This is a genomic window from Rothia kristinae (assembly GCF_016028855.1).
GTDB classification, from domain to species: domain Bacteria; phylum Actinomycetota; class Actinomycetes; order Actinomycetales; family Micrococcaceae; genus Rothia; species Rothia kristinae.
Map to the genome: position 1 here is coordinate 964,418 of NZ_CP065738.1, position 15,090 is coordinate 979,507.

Here is a 15,090-nt window from a genome sequence, read left to right on the forward strand (position 1 = left end):
CTCGCCGGACCCTCAGTGGTCCACGAACACCCCGCGCGCCCGGTCCTTGGCCACGGTGCCCGCCGGGAAGACCCGCCCGGACATCGCGAGGTACACCCCGGGGTCCAGCAGCTGCGCGGCGGTGACGGCCGAGCCCACGTTGAACGGGGCATCCGTGATCCTCATGCAGGAGGGCTGCATCGCCCCGGTGAGCACCACCGTCTTCCCCGCGACGGCCTCCGGATGGGCGAGCAGGTGCTCGGCGGTCTCGGTCATCGTGTCCGTGCCGTGGGTGATGACGATGCGCGGGGTCTCGGCCGCGGCCACCGCCTCGGTGAGGATGCGTCGGTGCTCGGCGGTTATGTCCAGGGAGTCCACGGCGAGCACGCCGCGCACCGCGGTGCGCAGGTTCGTGGCGGCCTGCTCGAGGATCGGGCCGACGGTGGGCTCGTGGATCTCCAGCTGACCGGCGGTGGAGTAGATCTTGTCGATCGTGCCGCCGGTGGTCAGCACCAGCAGGTCGGGGGCGGCGGCGTCGGCGGGCAGTGCGGACATGGGTCTCCTTCGGGAGCGGGGTGGGACCGGACCAGCGTAGACCAGCCCGGGGTGCCGTGAATTCCCCCACGAACCGAGGATCTGCATTGCATCGCTCAGCAGAAGGAGTACCGTAGTCCGGGTTTGTCGACCGGAAAGCATACTTACTGATGAGCCGAACCCATCCCTCACCCGACCGTGTGGCGCTGAGCCCCGACGACATCCACGTCGTGGATCAGCCCGAGATGAAGAAGGCGCTGCGCGCGACCCTCCTGGGCAACTTCATGGAGTGGTTCGACATCGGCGTGTTTGCCTACGTCATGACCTACATCGCCGCGGTGTTCTTCCCGCTGCCGGACCCGTGGGGCCAGCTGGCCACCTTCGCGACCCTGGCCGTGACCTTCGTCGTGCGGCCCTTCGGCGGCCTGGTCCTCGGGCCCCTGGGCGACCGGATCGGACGCCGGGCCATCCTCGCGTTCACGATCATCATGATGTCCCTGGGCACCTTCCTCATCGGCTGCCTGCCCGGCTACTCCGCCTGGGGCCTGGCCGCGCCGATCCTGCTGATCCTGCTGAAGTTCGTCCAGGGCTTCTCCACCGGCGGCGAGTACGCCGGGGCCGCGACCTTCATCGCCGAGTACGCCTCGGACCGTCGCCGCGGCTTCTGGGGCTCCTTCCTGGATCTGGGCTCCTACCTGGGCTTCGCCGCGGCGGCCGCGCTGGTGACCGTCGTCGAGCTGGCCACCACGGACGAGCAGATGCTGGCCTGGGGCTGGCGCATCCCGTTCTGGGTGGCCCTGCCGCTGGGGCTGATCGGGCTGTACATGCGCAGCCACATCAAGGAGTCCCACGCCTTCGAGGCGCAGAGCGAGCAGGTCGCCCAGGATGAGCGGGAGATGGAGAAGACCGGCATGTGGCGCCAGATCGGCTCCCTGATCCGGGACTTCTGGCCGCAGATCCTCATGGGCACCGCCCTGGTCATGTGCGCGCAGGTCGTCGGCTACGCCGTGACCACCTACATGCCCACCTACCTCACCGAGACCCTGGGCTACGACACCCTGCACGGCAACGCCCTGCTGATCCCCGTGCTGATCATCGTCTCCGTGGGCCTGCCGCTGTTCGGGGCCCTCTCGGACCGCATCGGGCGCCGCCCCGTGATGATCACCGGCTGCGTCGTCGGCATCCTCGCCGCGATCCCCGCGTTCCGCCTGATGATGCTGGGCCACACCTGGTCCACGTTCCTGGGGCTGCTGATCATGGGCGTCATCATGATGTTCCAGGTCTCCGTGCAGGCCTCCGCCCTGCCGTCGCTGTTCCCCACGGACCGGCGCTACACCGCGATGGGCCTGATGTTCAACGTGGCCGTGGGGCTGTTCGGCGGCACCACCGGGCTGGTCATCTCCGCGCTGCAGAACCTGTTCGGCACCGAGATGATGGGCGCGTACTACATCATGTTCGCCTGCCTGGTGGGCGGCATCGGCGTGTACTGCATGAAGGAGTCCTCCGGACGCAACCTCATCGGGTCCATGCCCGCTGTGGAGCACGAGGAGGAGGCCCAGGAGGTCGCCGCCACGATCCACGAGAACGAGAAGTACGACCTGTCGACCATGCCGATCGACATCTCCCAGATCCGCACCGACGGCGACGCCGCGGCGTCGTCCGCGGCTGGCCCGTCCGCTGGGACGGGTGCCGGGTCGGGTGCGGCCGGCGGCTCCGGGCAGGAGGCCGCCGGGGTGCGCTGACCCACCCCATGCCGGGTTCGTCCCGGCATCCACACGAGGGGACCGGCGGAATACCTCTTCCGCCGGTCCCGTTGTGCGTGGTGACGATGACGACGGACCGCGCCCGCGGCGCCGTCGTGAGCCTCGAGACAAGGAGTCCCCATGACCGAGCGCAACGACATCCCCCGCACCGACCTGTCCGTGTTCCCCCTGAACCTGGGCGGGAACACCTTCGGCTGGACCTCGGATGAGGAGCAGTCCTTCGCCGTGCTGGATGCCTTCGTGGCCGCCGGCGGCAACTTCATCGACACCGCGGACGTGTACTCCGCGTGGGCCGAGGGACACTCCGGCGGGGAGTCCGAGGAGGTCCTCGGGAAGTGGCTGGCCACCCGCGAGAACCGCGCGGATGTGGTCATCGCGACCAAGGCCGGCCAGCATCCGGAGCACTCCGGGCAGAGTCGCGAGGCCGTGCTCGGGGCGATCGACGCCTCCCTGGAGCGGCTGCAGACCGACCACGTGGATCTGTACTACGCCCACTTCGACGACGAGTCCGTGACCATCGAGGAGCAGGCCCGCGCCTACGACGAGGTCGTGCGCGCCGGGAAGGCCCGGTACGTGGGCCTGTCCAACTACTCCCCGGACCGGATGCGCCAGTGGTTCGAGTTCGCCAAGGCCGAGGGCCTGGCGGTGCCGGTGGCGATCCAGCCGCAGTACAACCTGCTGCACCGCAAGGACTACGAGCAGGGCTACCGGGAGATCGCCCAGGAGTACGACGTCGCCGTGTTCTCCTACTTCTCCCTGGCCTCCGGCTTCCTGACCGGCAAGTACTCCAGCAAGGAGGACCTGGAGGGCGCGGCCCGCAAGGACTTCGTCTCCGGGTACTTCTCCGAGACCGGGATCGACGCCGGGCTGAAGGTCATCGACGCGCTGAAGCGGGTGGCCCTGAACCACGACGTCGAGGTCACCACCGCGGCGCTGGCGTGGCTGCTGGCCAAGGGCGTGACCGCCCCGATCGCCTCGGCCCGCACCCCGGAGCAGCTCGAGGCCCTGATGGCCGCCCCCGGGGTGAAGCTGATCCAGGCCGAGGTGGACGCCCTGGACGAGGCCTCGGAGTCCTTCGCCTGATCCCTGGCCCGGGTGGCCGGGCCGCGTGAGATGCGGGGTTCAGATCCCACCGCAAAACTGGAGATCCTTCCCATAACGGGACGTGACACGTCCCGTTATGGGAAGGATCTCCAGTTTTAGGGGAGGAAGGGCATGCTTCTGCACCGGGTCGGCCGGGTGCGGGTGCCCCGCGGTCAGAACAGCGCGGTGGAGAAGGCGAGCAGGCCGAAGACGATGCCGGGCATGTTGGCCACGGCCAGGGGCCAGTCCCGCGGGGAGTAGAGCATCCCGTAGATGACCCACAGGGTGCAGTTGATGGAGGCGACCAGCGGCTGGATCCAGTCGCCCTTGTCGCCCTCCAGGTTGCCGATGATCTGCGGGATGTAGGCCACGTACATGGCCACCGACATGCAGGTGGCCACCCATCCCAGGGTCGCGAGCTTCTTGTCCTCCACGGGTCCACCGCTTCCGTCGTCGTCAGTGGACGCCGGTCGGCGCCCTCGCAGAAGCTTAGCGCGCCGCTGGACCGCGCTCCGCCGCCCAGCCCTGCCGCCGGAATCGACCGCGCGAGGTGCGAGATTCGTTCTCAGATGCGTCGTTCGTGCTGAGATGCCGCACGCCGGGCCGCATCTCAGCACGAACGGCGCACCTCAACACCAAACCCGCATCTCAGCACGCACCAGCCCCGCCCCCGACGAGGCCGCCGCGCTCAGTCTCCGTCCGGCGTCTGGACGCTGCGGCGCGCCCACGCCAGGTGCTCCTGCACGGCGTCGCGCCCCGCGGCGGTCAGGGCCCGGTTGTCCCGCAGCATCTGCTCGGCCCGCAGGCGCACGAACTCCGAGTACTCCGGATTTCCGGTGGCCGCGAAGGACTCCCGGGCCGAGGACATCTGGGCGAGGTCCCGGGTCACCTGCCGCAGGATCATCCACCGGCCCCACAGCAGCACCACGGCGCACACCAGCAGGGTCACGGACAGCCACGGCAGCCAGGTGTACGCCACCGCCGCCAGCACCATCAGGACGGTGACGGCCACGGCCACGGAGACGACGGGGGCGGCGTCGTACCGGGATTTGTCCAGGGTCTGCTGGCCCACGGCCACGAAGGTCTCCCGGAAGCTCGGCCGCTCCTCCGTCCGTCCTCCGGCCCGCCTGGAGTCGGCCGGATCCTCCGGGTCCCCGGCCGCCTGCCGGTGCGCCCGGCGGCTCACGGGGCGAGGATCCCGGCCCAGTAGCCGAGGATCCCGACGGCGAACATCCCGAAGATGATCCAGATCGCGTTGACCTTGTGCCGCAGCAGCCACATGCACAGGAAGGTCAGCAGCAGCGGCACCAGGCCCGGCAGCAGGGAGTCCAGGATGGACTGGACGGTGTTGGTCACGTGCTTGCCGTCGGACTGGGTGTACTCGGAGAGCACGAACGGGATGTTCACGGTGGTCCACTTGGACACCAGCGCGCCCATCACGAACAGACCCATCACGGAGGCGATCTGGGTGAGGCGCTTGAGGGTGTTGCCGCCGACCTCGGAGACCACCTGCACGCCCTTCTGGTAGCCCAGCCGGAAGCCGTACCAGCGGGTCGCGATGCGGATGATGTTCAGCACCACGAAGAACAGCAGCGGTCCGAGGATGGATCCGCTCATCGCCAGGGACGCGCCGAGGGCCGCCAGCACGGGGCGGGCGGTGCCCCAGAACAGGGGGTCTCCGACGCCGGCCAGCGGACCCATCAGGCCCACCTTGACGTTGGTGACGTCCGCGGCGGAGATGTCCTCCCCCTCGGACTTCTGCCGCTCCATCGCGGCGGTGACCCCGAAGATCGGGGAGGCGATCCACGGCTGGGTGTTGAAGAACTCCAGGTGCCGACCCAGGGCCGCGGCCTGGTCCTCCTTCTTGGTGTAGAACCGCCGGATCGCGGGGATCATGCTCACGCACACGCCGATGGCCTGCATGCGCTCGAAGTTGAAGGAGCCGAGCATGAAGGTCGAGCGGAAGTACGTGGAGACGTAGTCGCGGCGGGTCAGGCGCTTCTGGGCGGTGGCCGTCGCCTCGGCGCCGGAGACGGCGTCGGGCTGGGCGGGGGTGTGCTGCACGGTCATGGGGTGGCTCCTACTCGAGCTCGTTGTCCAGGCGCGGGCCGGTGCTCGCGGCGGGTGCGGGGGCCTGGATGCGGTCGTGGAAGACGGGGTTCAGCTGCACGTAGACGACGGCCAGGCAGGCGCCGATGATGCCCAGACCCACGAGGTTGAAGTCCGGGATGAAGGCGGCCAGCACGAAGCCGAGGAAGAAGAACGGCATGAGCGAGCGGGCCTTCATCATGTTGATGACCATCGCGTACCCGACGACGACGATGAACCCGCCGGCGATCTGCAGGCCGGTGGTGACGACGTCGGGGATCGCGTTCAGCCACTGCTCGACGATGCTGGTCCCGGCCACCGCGGCGACGGCGGCGGTGGGGATCGCCACGCGCAGGCCCTGCAGCAGCAGCGCGGAGAAGTGCATCAGCTCGATGCCGCGGAAGTTGGCCTGTTCGGCGAAGCGGTCGGCTTGATGTTGGAAGAACACGGCGATGGTGCGCACGAAGATGGTGAGCACCTGCCCGGCCGCGGCCAGGGGCACGGCGATCGCGATGCCCTCGCCCACGGATTGGTGGCCGAGGATCACGACGGCGGAGGCGACGGTCCCGGCGAGGGCGGCGTCGGGGGCCATGGCGGCGCCGACGTTCATCCAGCCCAGGGCGATCAGCTCGAGGGAGCCGCCCAGGACGATGCCGGTCTGCAGGTCCCCGAGGACCAGGCCCATGAGGGTGCAGGTGACGATGGGGCGGTGGAACTGGCGCTCGTCGAGCACCGAGGCCATGCCGGCGATCAGCGCGACGAGCACGACCAGGACGAATTGGACGGGGGTCATCGGAGCATGCCTTTCTCCTTCAGGGTGGCCATCATGTCCTGGCGGGAGCTGCTGGGCACCTGCTGCAGGGTGAGGGGGACGCCGAGTTCGTGGATGGCGCGGTAGGCGGCGACGTGCTCGTCGTCCACGGACACGGCTTCGGAGACCTGGGTCATGCCCTTGCGGTAGGTGACCCCGCCGACGTTGACTTCCTTGACGCGCACGCCTTCGCGCAGCAGCCGCAGCGCGTCCATCGGGGATTCCACGACGATCATGGTGCGCATCCCGGCGTAGTCGGGGTTCCAGTACACGCGCACGGTGCGCTCCACGGTGAGCACGTTGGTGCGCACCGAGGCGGGCCCGACCTGCAGCAGCAGGGTCTTGCGCAGGGTGTCCTGGGCGGCGGCGTCGGAGGCGGCGATCAGGGTCTTGGGGGCGATGTCGTTGACCCAGTTGTTGGCGACCTGCCCGTGGATCAGGCGGGAGTCGATGCGCAGGAACGCGACGTCCATGTGGCGTTCGGGGTCCCGGGGGATCTCCTCCAGGGGGACGACGGCGCCGGTCGGGGCCGCCTGCGGGGCCTGACCCGCTGCGGCCGGGGCGGCGGTGGCCTGGCCCTCCGGGGCGGCGGTGGCGCCGGGCGGGGTCAGGGCGGAGCGGGCGGCGGCGTCGGTGGAGGCCTGCCCGTCCGGGCTCGTCTGCTCGGCACCCGCGGCGGGAGCCGAGCCGGCGGCCGGGGCCTGCTGGGCCGGGGCTTTCTGCGCCGGGGCCATGGTCTCCTTGAAGCTGCGGACCCCGCGGGCCCCGGCCTTCACGGCCTTGGCGACGAGCTTCTCCACGGTGGCGGTGGGCCGCTTGGCGGCGGGCAGGACCTCCAGGAGCATGGGCACGTTGACGCCGGTGACGACGTCGGCGTGCTCGCGTTCGGCGACGAAGCGGGCTCCGGCGTTGTAGGGGCTGCCGCCGAAGAGGTCGACGAGCAGCAGCACGTCCTCCTCCGGGCCGACGGCGGCTGCGTAGGCCTCCAGCAGGTCCTCGGGGCCCTGGCCGGGCAGGAACGTCACGGGGGTGACGCCCTCGATCTCCCCGAGGATCATGCCGGAGGTCTTCAGCAGCGCCGGGGCCGTCTCCCCGTGGGCTGCGACGATGATCGCGACCATACGTCATCCTCCGATGGTGCGGCGGGACGGCGCCTCCGTGCGGAAGCCCGGTCCCGAAGTGATGGGTGGAGCCGGGGCGGGCGGTGCGGCGCGTCTCGGCGCGCTCAGTGTAGCTCCGCCGGAGATCGGAGGCGGGCAGGCGCGCGAGTATGACGGCGCGGCGGCGGGGTCAGACGGTGATCTCGATGCGGTTGCCCTCCGCATCCAGGAAGGCGGTCTCGTAGTAGCCGTCCCCGGTCGTGCGCGGGCCGTCGAGGATCTCGTAGCCGTCGGCGCGCAGCCGGTGGGTCAGCTCGTCCACGGCCTGCTCGGAGCCCAGGGACAGGGCCAGGTGGTTCCAGCCGAAGGCCGTGTGCCCTGCGCCGTCGGTGAGCTCCGGACGGGTCATGATCTCCAGACGGGTGCCGTCCTGGAAGGTGAGGAAGTGGGTGCGCAGCCCGGTGCGGGGGTTGTGGTAGCCGGCGTCGGCGGTGGCGCCGAAGTAGGTCTGCCAGAAGCCGCGGGCGGCTTCCAGGTCCCGGACGCAGATCGCGGTGTGGTCGATGCGGGGCATGGGTCTCCTCCGAGGGGATCGATGGCGGGGCGCGGCCTCGCGGCCGCGCGATGCGATCACGGTAAGTGGTTGGATGATCACAGCTGTACTAACCGGACACGTTGATCGAGAAGCGCGCCCCGGAGCTCGACGGTTGCCGGTCGAGCTCATGACCGGCTGGCCAGCAGGTGGTGGGATGCGGTGCGAGCCTCAGTGAAGACTGTGGGGTCCTGGTGGATGGATGCGGTGACCTGGGCACCTTCGTGGAGTAGGTGGAGTAGACCGGCCATGCGGTGGTTGCCTTCGGCCAGGATCGTGAAGAGTGCCAACATCCAGTTCTTCTCGTTCAGGATGATCCTTGTGGCCTGGTGGTCACTGGCCCCGATTTCGGCCCAGGCGTTGGCGAAGGCGCAGCCGCGGAGTGTGTCTCCGGCCCACCGGATGGTGTGGTCGTAGACGATGTCGAGGCCTTCCGCGAGGCTGGCTTGCTGCAGTGCGGTCACGAGTTCGCCCTGCCAGTTATGGGCGCGTTGTTGCAGGTAGCAGGCGACGAGATGGTCCTTGGAGTCGAAGCGCTGGTAGAGGGTTCGCTTGGTCGTGCTGGCACGCTCGGCGATGCTGTCGACGCCCGTGGCGGTGATGCCCTGTTCCCGGAAGAGCCATGTCGCGGCGTCGAGGATCCGGTGGCCCGCCGGGGTGGTGCTCACTGGAGCGAAGGGTTCGAGATCCATGTCCATGGTTGCTCCTGGCTCGGATGCGGATATACTGACAGTATACCGACCGGTATGGTTACCTGTTGCGATGCGATGGATCTTGGCTGCAGCATTCGTGATGACGTGGAGCTCTGGTTTCGTGGGCGCGTCCTTGGCCGACCAGACGGCGGTGGGAGTCTGGGGGCTACTGGCTTGGCGCTACCTGGTGACCGCGGCAGTGCTCCTTGTCGTCTCTATGGTGACGTCCTCGACCCGCCGAGCGGTGGTCGACGTGGGACGCGGTGATCTGTTGCGACAGGTTGCCTTGTCGCTGCTGTCGCATGTCGTATTCCTCGGCGGGGTGTTCCTTGCCGCCCACCACGGGCTAGATGCCGGGCTGTCTGCCCTGGTGTGCGCACTGCAGCCCTTGCTGGTCACCGCCGTGGGGCGACTGGTCTTCTCTGATTCCGTCAGCATTCGCCAGTGGGCTGGTCTTGGTGTGGCGCTTGCCGGTGTGACCCTCAGCGTTGGTGGGATCAGCGCGGCCGGCGTGGCCAGTGTCGGCCTGGTGGTGGCAAGCCTGCTCGGCCTGTCCACGGCTGCGCTCCTGGAGCGCGTGTGGCAACCGGCAATGCCGGTCATGCTCAGCCTGACCATTCAAGTCTGTGTGGCGGCTGGATTCTTCATGCTCTGCGCGCTCGCCGATGGGAGCTTCCGCGTTCCCGTCTCCGGACGGTTGGTGCTGGCGCTCATCTGGCTCGTTCTCCTGTCAGGCCTGGGCGGCTATGCCACCTTCACCTGGTGCCTGCGCCACGTGGGGGCCACCGCAACCAGCACCCTGCTCTACCTGACAGCCCCCGTCACGATGTTGTGGGCCTGGGCCATGTTCGGTCAGCGGCCTTCCCCCATCCAATGGGCGGGGCTGCTTGTCGTGCTGGGCGGAGTGGCCTGCGCCACCACACGCATTGAAAGGTCAGCGGCAGAACCGGCATGAGCCAGCGCACACAACTCGCCCATGTACCCGCGAGGCAACCACTCTAAGAATGAGGCCATGAATGACTCACCAGAACGCTGCGCTGACACCCCGCCATCGCCTCAAAGTCGCCCAACTCGTGGTTGACCACGGGTGGCCGATCAGTGAGGTCGCCGCCCGTTTCCAGGTCTCTTGGCCGACTGTGAAGCGCTGGGCCGATCGCTACCGCCAGGGCGAGTTCATGCAGGACCGATCATCCAGACCCCGCTACTCACCCAACCGGACCAGCCCGCAGACCACCCGGCGCTGCATCAACCTGCGACTGCGCCTTCGCGAGGGGCCAGTCCAGTTGGCCTGTCGACTCGGCATCGCCCCGTCCACGGTCCACCGCATCCTGGTCGACGCGCACCTGAACCGGCTGTCCCACGTCGACCGCGCCACCGGCGAGCCGGTCCGCCGCTACGAGCACGACCATCCCGGCGCGATGCTGCACGTCGATGTGAAGAAGCTCGGCAACATTCCCGACGGCGGCGGCTGGCGCTACGTCGGACGCCGCCAAGGCGAGAAGAATCGCGCGACAACCCCGGGCAAGCCGAAGAACAAGCACTACGACCCGTTGATGGGCAAGGCCTACGTCCACACCGTCATCGACGACCACTCCCGCGTCGCCTACGCCGAGATCCACGACGACGAAACCGCGATCACCGCCACCGCGGTCCTGGTGCGGGCTGTCGAGTGGTTCAACGCCCGCGGCGCCACCGTCGAGCGCGTCCTGTCGGACAACGGCGGCGCCTACCGCTCACACCTATGGCGCGACACCTGCGCAGAGCTCGGCATCCGGCACAAGCGCACCCGTCCGTATCGGCCGCAGACCAACGGAAAAATCGAGCGCTTCCACCGCACCCTGGCTGACGGCTGGGCCTAAGCCCGCTGCTACACCTCCGAAGCCGAACGCCGAGGTGAGCTGGACGGGTGGCTGCACTACTACAACCAGCACCGGCCCCACACGGCCTGTGGCAACCAGCCGCCGTTCTCACGATTGACCAACGTCCCCGGTCAGGACAGCTAGCCCGGATGTTTCATCGGGCAGCGGCGCCGGTGTGACGGGCGCCGCTGCCGTTGAGATCGGCTGATTCTTGCAGGTGGGTACGACAAGGGCCGGGATGTCGCTTCCGGTGGGCGTCGTCTTCCACGGAACGAGGACGGTGCTGGCTCGAAGGGACGGGGGTGGCGCTGGTCAGGGTGGGGCCATGGTCGCGAGTTTGTCCCATGCGGTGGTGAACAGGACTGCCCAGGACGCGGTGTCCTTGATGTGGAGAAGACGTTGACGGGCGGATCGCGCGAGTGTTGCGGCGATGGTGAACAGACGGTGCCGCAGTGTTTTGAGTTCCCACCGGCGGGCGGCGTGTCCGTTCAGGGCGAGCATTCCCATCCAGGCGAGCAGATCGTTCGCGAGTTGCACGATGAGCAGCCAGATCCGGTTCTGGGCGAAGCCCTGCAACGGGAGGTTGTGCAGGCCGGTGTCCTTGGCGATCCGGATGCGGTCCTCACACCTGGCCCGCCGACGGTGGCGTAACTCCAGCTCAGCGAGCTGTCCACGCTGCGTATTGGTGACGAACGCGGTCAACCGGTAACCGTCGATGTCCTCGAACCGCAGCTGAGCTCCGGGGTGGGGACGTTCGCGACGGACGATGACGCGCATGCCCGGCGGGTAGTCCTTCAGCGTGAGCAGGTCGGTGAGCTCAGCCACGTGCGCGCCCTCACGCACGGCCCCGTCGGCGTCGTACGCCGGCTGCCACACGCGCTCGGGCACGAGCCGGTACAGCTGCGGCATCGCGGCCGGCAGGGTCCATCCGATCGAATACGACACCCCGCGCCGGTGGCAAAACCACAACAGGTCACGGGTGCCACCAGCGCCATCGGTGCGGATCAGGACCTTCTTACCCGGCCTCCTCGGGTTGATCCCTGGTGTGGCGGCCAGCGCTTGCTTGATGACTGTCTCGTGGTCCGCGGCCGTGTTCGATCCGGCGTTGCCCGGGCACAGGAGCATCGCCAACGGTTCCCCGGTGCCGTCGCCGCCGTGGTCCACGAAGGCGCACAGCGGGTGGAACCCGTAGCCGCGTTTGAACGTCGGCGCACCCTGTTCCTTGTCCGAGTGCGCCGTCACCAGAGTCGCGTCAAGGTCAATGACCAGCGGATTCGCCGCTGACGCGTCGTGGCTCGGGGCGCGGTCACCGGCCAGACGCCACGCGTGTCCGCGCGCTGTGGCACGGGCTCCAGGGATGGCCTTCTCGGCCTTGTCGACCTCAGCGGCCAAGGCCGCGATAGTCCGGCTGATCGTGGCGTCCGAAGCGACCGGCCCGTACACGCCGGGTTCGGCCCGCAACAACGCCGCGTCTCGGCACGCGTCCCCACCCAACGCCAACGAAACCGCCAGATCCGTCACGACCTTCGCCGGATCGTGCCTGACCAGCGGCTTCCGCCATGGTCGCAGCGCCTCCCTCAACGCCACATCCAAGCCCGAGACCCGCACCGTGCGCGTCAACAGCACCCCGCCCGCATGCGCCACCGCGGGAACGTCCGCAGCATCAACCCGGACATGCGGGTACAGCCCGCTACGCTTACTCACCTGAGAAGTGCCCCTCTGATCCTGCAAGTATCGACTTCAGCAATCGACATCCTTGCAGGTCAAGGGCACTTCTCGCGTTCAGGGGTCACCTACCCCCATGAAATCTCCGGGCTAGCTGGTGCGCACCCACGGCGGGGCCCGGCGCGGCACTGCCCACGGCGTCCCCCGCCCCTACGCCGAGCGGGCGGAGGAGGATCCGGGGCTCAAGGCGGCGATGGCGCGGGCCGCGGCCGAGCTGATCGGGGACGGGGAGGCGGTGATCGTGGATGACGACACCACCTGCGCCGCGCTCGCCGCGCGGCTGGCCGGGCGTCCGATCCAGGCCCTGGCTCTGTCCCTGCGCGCCGCGGGGGAGCTGGCGGCCCGTCCCGGGGCCGACGTCGTGGTGCCGGGCGGTCCGGTGCGCCCGGTGGCGCTGTGCTTCCGGGGTGCGCAGGCGGTGGAGGCGGTGCGGGATTTCCGGGCCGACGTCGCGGTGCTCGGCGCCTGTTCGGCCGCCCCCGGGCACGGGCTCACCGCCACGGAGGCCGAGGACGCGCGCCTGAAGCGGGCGTGCTTGGAGACCGCGGGGCGCAGCATCCTGCTGGTCTCCCCGGAGAAGCTGGAGCGCAGCTCGGTGCACCGCTTCGGGCGGATCGAGGACGTCTCGGTGCTGGTCACGGGGGCGACGGCCCGCCCGAGCCACCTGGAGGCCTTTCGGGCCGGGGGGGTCCAGGTCGTCACGGTGGCCCCGGAGTAGCCGGTCCCGGATGCCGCGTCGGCCGCCTCAGCTGCCGGAGGTTCGGCGCCGACTCTCCTTCTCCAGGGCCTCGATGAGCTCGTCCTTGGTCATCTCGGAGCGGCCCTCGATGCCCAGCCGCTGCGCCTGCTCGTACAGGTGCTCCTTGGAGGCCCGGGCGTTGACCCCGCCGGCGGTCTCGCCCTCGTCGCGTCCGGCGGAGGCGGCCCGATCGTCCGAGTCCCCGTACTGCTCCTTCTGCTCCCAGCGGTCCCCGACCTTCTCGTGGGTGTGCTTCAGCTGGGCCCACGCCGTGCGGGCGGCCCGCTCGGCGTCGTCGTACTCCTCCATCGCGGAGTCGTAGGTCTGCGCGTAGGTGTCCTGGGCCTTGCGGTCCGAGCGCTGCAGGGTCTTCGGCAGCTCCTCGGCGCGGGCGCGGTCGTTCCCGTCGGTCTTCGGCACGGGGTTCTCCTCTCGAAGGCGGTTCGCCTCCCAACCTAGCCCCGGCGCCCGCCCACCGGCAGCATCCGCAGGACCCCGGGGATCCCGGTCAGCTCGCCCGGGTCCGCCCCGTGCAGGACGGCGCCCCACCGCGCTCGCAGCTCCCGGCCGGCCCGCTCCAGGGTGTCGGGATCGTAGGAGTCCATCAGCTGCGGCCCGGTCACCCCGGCCCCGGCCTCCTCCTGCCCGGTGCGCCAGGCGGGGTGCGGGAAGAGCAGCGGCAGCTCGGCCAGATGGCAGCAGGCCAGGGGATGCCCGGGGCGCCCGAACTCGAAGCGGTACAGCCCCACCCGGCCCCCGGCGTCGCGGAACCGGCGTGCCCAGCGGCGGGCGTCCTTGGCGTAGATGCGCCGGGTCAGGGCCCGCACCAGGGGTTCGACGACGCCGCGCGAGCCCCAGCGGGTGCGTCCCAGGCGCTGCAGGGGCGGCAGGATCCCGGTGAACAGGCCGACCTCCCGCGCCGTCGTCCCGATCAGCAGGTCCACGGCCTCGGCCGCGCGGCGCCATCCCTCCTCCAGCCGCTCCTCGGGCGGCAGGGGGTCCGCGCCGTAGCGGGTGGAGAAGGGCATGAACCTCGCGGCTCCCCGGCGCAGGGCCAGCCGGTTGATCCCGGATTCCCGGGCGACGATCTGCTCCGGGGTCTCCGCGAGCATCCGCTCGGTCTGCTCGGCGGAGGGGGCCAGGGCCTCCCAGACTCGCTGGGTCCGCCCGTGCACGATCCCCAGGGGCGCGGACTGCACGATCGCCCGGCGGATCATCCGGGTCGCGGGGCCCTGCGCGTCCGCGGCCAGCAGCAGGTCCCAGGCGGCGTGCCCGCCCGCGGACTGCCCGGCCACGGTGATGTTGTCCGGGTCTCCGCCGAAGGCCGCGATGTTGCGGTGCGTCCAGCGCAGGGCCTCGAGCTGATCCAGCAGCCCGGCGTTGGCCTCGCGGGAGCCGGCGTCGCCGAGGTAGCCGAACAGCCCCAGCCGGTAGGTCACGCTGACCACGATCACGCCCTGCTCCCGCACCAGCCAGCGCGGATCGTAGTGCGGGAGGTCCCCGGCGCCGCCGGTGTAGGAGCCGCCGTGGATCCACAGCAGCACCGGCAGGTCCGTGCGCCCATCCTCCGGCCGGGTGATGCTCAGCCGCTGGCAGTGCTCGTCGAAGCCGAGGGCGATCAGCCGTTCATCGGTGTCCTGGTGGCGCTGGGGGCAGGCTGGGGCGGGGGTGTCCGCGGTGAAGGGCTGCTGCGGAGTGGTCTGCGGGTAGGCGAAGGGCGCGGGGGCGGCGAAGCGCTGGGCCTCGGCGTACCGGATGCCCCGGGCCCGCACGACGCCGTCCTCGCGCACCGTGCGGAAGGAGCCTGCGGGTGCGGTGACGATCTGCCAGGGGCGGACATGCTGCGGGGCGTCGGTCATGGACTGAGCCTATCCGGGCCCGTCCCCAGCGGTGCCGCCCGATGGCGGGCACCGGGCGGCACCTGCGGTGCACCCCCGGACGCACTCATGCCGACCCGTCGGCCCCCTGCGTCGGATCCGGATGGCTGCCGCCGTCGTCACGGAGGACGGGCGGTGCGAGCGGCTCGAGGAGCCGTGGATCGCGGGTGGGGGCGTCGAGGTCGGCATGGCGCCAGAGGAGGAGCGGGACTCAAGCAGTGAGTCCGTCTCCTGTGAGCTGTGGGAGG

General features: G+C 69.9%; 15 protein-coding genes and 1 pseudogene. 5 read left to right on the plus strand and 11 right to left on the minus strand.

Going from position 1 to position 15,090, the window contains the following annotated elements:
• Nucleotides 1–12: 12 nt before the first annotated feature.
• Nucleotides 13–534: an asparaginase domain-containing protein gene (locus I6G21_RS04380; RefSeq protein ID WP_129358060.1), complete on the minus strand. Its 522-nt coding sequence runs from the start codon at nucleotides 532–534 to the stop codon at nucleotides 13–15.
• A 149-nt stretch (nucleotides 535–683) separates the two neighbouring features.
• Between I6G21_RS04380 and I6G21_RS04385 the strand changes: the two genes are divergently transcribed.
• Both I6G21_RS04385 and I6G21_RS04390 read left to right on the plus strand, forming a co-directional pair.
• Entirely contained in the window at nucleotides 684–2,255 is a 1,572-nt protein-coding gene (locus I6G21_RS04385; RefSeq protein WP_081047763.1) for an MFS transporter, read from the plus strand.
• Between the two features lie 141 nt (nucleotides 2,256–2,396).
• On the plus strand, nucleotides 2,397–3,359 hold the full coding sequence (locus tag I6G21_RS04390) for an aldo/keto reductase (RefSeq protein ID WP_129358061.1): 963 nt from the start codon (nucleotides 2,397–2,399) through the stop codon (nucleotides 3,357–3,359).
• 173 nt (nucleotides 3,360–3,532) lie between these two features.
• On the opposite strand, the gene I6G21_RS04395 is transcribed toward I6G21_RS04390, so the two are convergent.
• The 7 genes from I6G21_RS04395 to I6G21_RS04430 form a co-directional block, all read right to left on the minus strand.
• Complete coding sequence (locus tag I6G21_RS04395) at nucleotides 3,533–3,793, minus strand: SemiSWEET family transporter (protein WP_058730982.1); 261 nt, start codon at nucleotides 3,791–3,793, stop codon at nucleotides 3,533–3,535.
• A 254-nt stretch (nucleotides 3,794–4,047) separates the two neighbouring features.
• Complete coding sequence (locus tag I6G21_RS04400; protein WP_100463524.1) at nucleotides 4,048–4,545, minus strand: hypothetical protein; 498 nt, start codon at nucleotides 4,543–4,545, stop codon at nucleotides 4,048–4,050.
• Nucleotides 4,542–5,429, minus strand: coding sequence for a PTS system mannose/fructose/sorbose family transporter subunit IID (locus tag I6G21_RS04405; protein WP_058730984.1), 888 nt, complete (start codon nucleotides 5,427–5,429; stop codon nucleotides 4,542–4,544). The genes I6G21_RS04400 and I6G21_RS04405 overlap by 4 nt, the downstream gene beginning before the upstream one ends.
• Nucleotides 5,430–5,439: 10 nt before the next feature.
• Nucleotides 5,440–6,240, minus strand: coding sequence for a PTS mannose/fructose/sorbose transporter subunit IIC (locus I6G21_RS04410; protein ID WP_129358062.1), 801 nt, complete (start codon nucleotides 6,238–6,240; stop codon nucleotides 5,440–5,442).
• A complete protein-coding gene (locus tag I6G21_RS10670; protein ID WP_232238546.1) occupies nucleotides 6,237–7,379 on the minus strand; it encodes a mannose/fructose/sorbose PTS transporter subunit IIA in 1,143 nt (380 codons plus the stop codon). Before I6G21_RS10670 ends, I6G21_RS04410 begins: the two co-directional genes overlap by 4 nt.
• A 169-nt stretch (nucleotides 7,380–7,548) precedes the next feature.
• On the minus strand, nucleotides 7,549–7,932 hold the full coding sequence (locus I6G21_RS04425) for a VOC family protein (protein ID WP_058730987.1): 384 nt from the start codon (nucleotides 7,930–7,932) through the stop codon (nucleotides 7,549–7,551).
• Nucleotides 7,933–8,078: 146 nt separating this feature from the next.
• Nucleotides 8,079–8,648 (minus strand): TetR/AcrR family transcriptional regulator, encoded by a 570-nt coding sequence (locus tag I6G21_RS04430; protein ID WP_058730988.1) that lies wholly within the window; start codon nucleotides 8,646–8,648, stop codon nucleotides 8,079–8,081.
• A 76-nt stretch (nucleotides 8,649–8,724) separates the two neighbouring features.
• Between I6G21_RS04430 and I6G21_RS04435 the strand changes: the two genes are divergently transcribed.
• Together I6G21_RS04435 and I6G21_RS04440 are read left to right on the plus strand one after the other, a co-directional pair.
• A complete protein-coding gene (locus I6G21_RS04435) occupies nucleotides 8,725–9,597 on the plus strand; it encodes a DMT family transporter (RefSeq protein ID WP_196826278.1) in 873 nt (290 codons plus the stop codon).
• A 61-nt stretch (nucleotides 9,598–9,658) separates the two neighbouring features.
• Nucleotides 9,659–10,645, plus strand: a pseudogene (locus I6G21_RS04440) (IS481 family transposase).
• A 168-nt stretch (nucleotides 10,646–10,813) separates the two neighbouring features.
• Here the strand turns inward: I6G21_RS04440 and I6G21_RS04445 are convergent.
• Complete coding sequence (locus I6G21_RS04445) at nucleotides 10,814–12,205, minus strand: IS1380 family transposase (RefSeq protein ID WP_129358161.1); 1,392 nt, start codon at nucleotides 12,203–12,205, stop codon at nucleotides 10,814–10,816.
• Between the two features lie 118 nt (nucleotides 12,206–12,323).
• Here I6G21_RS04445 and I6G21_RS04450 point away from each other — a divergent pair, with 118 nt between their 5' ends.
• Nucleotides 12,324–12,944 (plus strand): DeoR/GlpR family DNA-binding transcription regulator, encoded by a 621-nt coding sequence (locus I6G21_RS04450; RefSeq protein WP_151196570.1) that lies wholly within the window; start codon nucleotides 12,324–12,326, stop codon nucleotides 12,942–12,944.
• Between the two features lie 27 nt (nucleotides 12,945–12,971).
• Here the strand turns inward: I6G21_RS04450 and I6G21_RS10675 are convergent, their stop codons facing one another.
• The gene (locus tag I6G21_RS10675; RefSeq protein WP_058730992.1) at nucleotides 12,972–13,385 is read right to left on the minus strand and encodes a ChaB family protein; all 414 of its coding nucleotides are present in this window, start codon (nucleotides 13,383–13,385) and stop codon (nucleotides 12,972–12,974) included.
• Between the two features lie 35 nt (nucleotides 13,386–13,420).
• Nucleotides 13,421–14,824 (minus strand): carboxylesterase family protein, encoded by a 1,404-nt coding sequence (locus I6G21_RS10680; protein ID WP_058730993.1) that lies wholly within the window; start codon nucleotides 14,822–14,824, stop codon nucleotides 13,421–13,423.
• Nucleotides 14,825–15,090: the final 266 nt, after the last annotated feature.

Coding starts and splice junctions, on each gene's coding strand:
- I6G21_RS10670 (WP_232238546.1), bottom strand. CDS start 7,379: ATGGTCGCGATCATCGTCGCAGCCCACGGGGAGACGGCCCCGGCGCTG.
- I6G21_RS04405 (WP_058730984.1), bottom strand. CDS start 5,429: ATGACCGTGCAGCACACCCCCGCCCAGCCCGACGCCGTCTCCGGCGCC.
- I6G21_RS04390 (WP_129358061.1), top strand. CDS start 2,397: ATGACCGAGCGCAACGACATCCCCCGCACCGACCTGTCCGTGTTCCCC.
- I6G21_RS04385 (WP_081047763.1), top strand. CDS start 684: ATGAGCCGAACCCATCCCTCACCCGACCGTGTGGCGCTGAGCCCCGAC.
- I6G21_RS04430 (WP_058730988.1), bottom strand. CDS start 8,648: ATGGACATGGATCTCGAACCCTTCGCTCCAGTGAGCACCACCCCGGCG.
- I6G21_RS04410 (WP_129358062.1), bottom strand. CDS start 6,240: ATGACCCCCGTCCAATTCGTCCTGGTCGTGCTCGTCGCGCTGATCGCC.
- I6G21_RS04425 (WP_058730987.1), bottom strand. CDS start 7,932: ATGCCCCGCATCGACCACACCGCGATCTGCGTCCGGGACCTGGAAGCC.
- I6G21_RS10680 (WP_058730993.1), bottom strand. CDS start 14,824: ATGACCGACGCCCCGCAGCATGTCCGCCCCTGGCAGATCGTCACCGCA.
- I6G21_RS04380 (WP_129358060.1), bottom strand. CDS start 534: ATGTCCGCACTGCCCGCCGACGCCGCCGCCCCCGACCTGCTGGTGCTG.